Genomic DNA, 2,456 nt, shown 5'->3' with positions numbered 1-2,456 from the left:
CGTTAGGATAGGCCGCCTCTCCGTCCTCTCTAATTTTTTTTTCCAATTCAGAAGAAAGGCGCAGCATTAAATGTCTTTCCAGAGCGGTTGCGACATGTAGCGGTTTCCGTTGTCGCACAGGATTGTCGCCACACGCGAGTTTGGCGGCAGGGTTTTTGCAAGTTCCATGGCGGCGAACACGTTCGCGCCGGAGCTTATCCCGACAAAAATTCCTTCTTCCGCGGCAAGACGGCGCGATGTTTTGTACGCGTCCTCAGTCTTTACCGTTACGCGCAAATCTGCGACGCTTCCGTCAAAAATCCCCGGCGTTATCGTGGATTCCATGTGCTTCATTCCCTCAAGCCCGTGAAACGGCGAGTCAGGCTGCATAAGAACAATTTTTATTGACGAATCAATTTCTTTAAGCCGTCTGGAAACTCCCATAAAAGTTCCCGATGTGCCTGTTCCGGCGACAAAATGCGTTGGCTTACATTGATTGTACAATTCAACGCCTGTTGTTTCATAATGTGTGCGCGGATTTTCAAAATTGTCGTATTGGTTTGGAAAGAAATACAAGTCTGGCTCTTTTTTGGCTAACTCCATCACTATGCGGTACGCGCCGTCAGAGCCTTCAAGCGGGTCTGTTTCTACAATTTCCGCGCCGTAAGCGCGCATAAGTTTTTTTCTTTCTTCGCTGGCGTTTGCGGGCATGAACAGTTTGACGCGATAACCAAGAGCCGCGCCGAACATGGCATAAGCGATTCCGGTATTACCGCTTGTGGAGTCCAATAAAATTTTATCTTTTGTAAGCTGTCCTGAGTTAATGCCGTGTAGCATCATGGCTTTTGCTGCGCGGTCTTTTACTGAACCGCTTGGATTAAAATATTCCGCTTTGGCAAACAGGGAAACCCCATTTGCCAAATTGAAGATTTTTTTCAATTCAATAATCGGAGTGTTGCCTACAAGGTCTAAAACATTCATATATGTTATTTATATCAAAAATAAATAAAAATTTCTACCACAAACCTGACAACTCTGGAGTGGTCAGGTCGTGGTAAGAAATTTTGCCTATACGTTTAAAAAATTGCCACAACTCCGCCGTCGTAGTGGCTGTTAATATAATCCTTTACTTTCTGGCTTAGAAGGGCGTTTTTAAGAGCGACGATACCTGGATCGTTTTGTTTGCCTTTCTGCACTACTACGATGTTGACGTAGGGAGAATCCGCACCTTCAATTATAAGAGAATCTTTTACTGGATTTAAACCGGCTTCAAGCGCATAGTTGCCGTTTATTGTAGCGGCATCCACGTCCTGCAAAGAACGGGGAAGCTGGGCGGCTTCAAGTTCTCTAAATCGGAAATTTTTCGGATTGCTTGTAATGTCCCTAGATGTAGCAGTCAGCCCCGCATCGGCTTTAAGAGTGATAAGCCCTTTTGCCTGAAGCAGAAGCAAAGCGCGTCCGCCGTTGGACGGATCATTTGGAATGGCAATAGTAGCGCCATTGGGCAAGTCGTTAATATTTTTGAACTTTACCGAATAAAGCCCGAATGGTTCCACATGCACGCCGAAAGCTGAAACCAATTTTGACGACCATTCTTCGTTAGATTCCAGATAAGGAATGTGCTGGAAAAAGTTAGCGTCCAAGTCGCCTGCAATCACCGCCACATTAGGTTGAACATAATCGGTGAATTCTACAACTTTCAGCGTAACTCCCTTCGCTGCCAGATCATCCTTGATCAGATTGAGCAATTCCGCATGTGGGACAGGTGTAGCTCCTATGGAAACCGTTGTTCCCGCTTTTTTCGTACAGGCTGTAAAAATCAATGCCATAGCCAGTACGCCCGCAATCAGAAACCTTGCAATTTTTTTCATAAAATCTCTCCTTTAATGATATACACACATTTCCTACGTGTTTAATAGGATTATAGGGAAAACAAATAATTTTGTCAAGAGGGTTTGTAAGATTTGTCTATCTTTTTGACAATATATTCCTGCTTATCGCCGTGCCGATAATCTGCACCATTTCTACAAGTATCAATATGACAATAACAGCACCGATAGTTACATCGGTTCTAAAGCGGTAATAGCCGTAGCGAATGGCAAGGTCGCCTAAACCTCTGCCGCCGATAGCGCCCGCCATTGCCGAATAACCGATTAAATTGATAATGGTCAGAGCGAGACCTGAAACTAGAGAGGGCATGGCTTCGGGGATTAACACTTTGCGGATAATTTGAAAATCAGTCGAACCCATTGCGCGCGCCGCTGTAAGCACACCTTGTTCAACTTCGGAAAGAGCGGATTCAGCGATACGGGCGACAAAAGGAGCGGCGGCTATTGAAAGCGGAATAATTACCGCCGTTGGACCTATGCTTGTTTTAATGATCATTCGTGTCAGCGGGATAAGAAGAATCATCAATATGATGAAAGGGAGAGAACGGAATATATTGACGATTCGGGAAAGTACGTTATACGTTACAC

General features: G+C 45.0%; 3 protein-coding genes. All 3 read right to left on the bottom strand.

Going from position 1 to position 2,456, the window contains the following annotated elements:
- Nucleotides 1-66 precede the first annotated feature (66 nt).
- Nucleotides 67-960 carry a PLP-dependent cysteine synthase family protein gene (locus tag ACYVTD_RS11590; protein ID WP_461247925.1) on the bottom strand — a complete coding sequence of 298 codons (894 nt, stop codon included), beginning with the start codon at nt 958-960 and terminating at the stop codon, nt 67-69.
- 95 nt (nt 961-1,055) lie between these two features.
- Nucleotides 1,056-1,850, bottom strand: coding sequence for a MetQ/NlpA family ABC transporter substrate-binding protein (locus ACYVTD_RS11585; protein WP_461247924.1), 795 nt, complete (start codon nt 1,848-1,850; stop codon nt 1,056-1,058).
- Between the two features lie 97 nt (nt 1,851-1,947).
- Nucleotides 1,948-2,456, bottom strand: a 509-nt coding sequence (locus ACYVTD_RS11580) for a methionine ABC transporter permease (protein WP_461247923.1), incomplete at its 5' end; no start/stop codon positions are given.

This window comes from Treponema sp. R6D11 (assembly GCF_054786075.1).
The sequence above is the reverse complement of the archived record's forward strand: the minus strand, read 5'-3'. Positions and strand labels throughout refer to the sequence as shown.

Coding starts and splice junctions, on each gene's coding strand:
- ACYVTD_RS11590 (WP_461247925.1), bottom strand. CDS start 960: ATGAATGTTTTAGACCTTGTAGGCAACACTCCGATTATTGAATTGAAA.
- ACYVTD_RS11585 (WP_461247924.1), bottom strand. CDS start 1,850: ATGAAAAAAATTGCAAGGTTTCTGATTGCGGGCGTACTGGCTATGGCA.